This window comes from Saccharothrix sp. ST-888 (assembly GCF_000955975.1).
GTDB lineage: Bacteria > Actinomycetota > Actinomycetes > Streptomycetales > Streptomycetaceae > Kitasatospora.
The window spans coordinates 1-247 of sequence record NZ_JYJF01001120.1 but is presented as its reverse complement, the minus strand read 5'-3'; the positions used below and the strand labels follow the sequence as shown (position 1 = coordinate 247).

Sequence of the window (247 nt, the reverse complement as noted above, 5' to 3'; positions counted from 1 at the left end):
GGTCTCCGGAGTACTGGGTGCGGCACGTCCGTGCGGCGGTGCGTTTCGCTGATGCGATGCGGACGCTGGAGCGTGAGGGTGTCCGTACGTTCGTGGAGTCGGGTCCGGACGGGGTGCTGTGCGGGCTGGGTGAGCACTGTGTGGACGCGGCGGTCTTCGTCCCGGTGCTGCGGTCGGGCCGGTCGGAGGCGCTGACGGTGACGACGGCGCTGGCGCAGGCGCATGTGCGCGGTGTGCCGGTGGACTG

General features: G+C 71.7%; 1 protein-coding gene. It reads left to right on the top strand.

What is annotated here, in order from left to right; all coding sequences use genetic code 11:
* Positions 1–38 precede the first annotated feature (38 nt).
* Positions 39–247, top strand: a 209-nt coding sequence (locus UK12_RS35880; RefSeq protein ID WP_156179206.1) for a hypothetical protein, incomplete at its 3' end; no start/stop codon positions are given.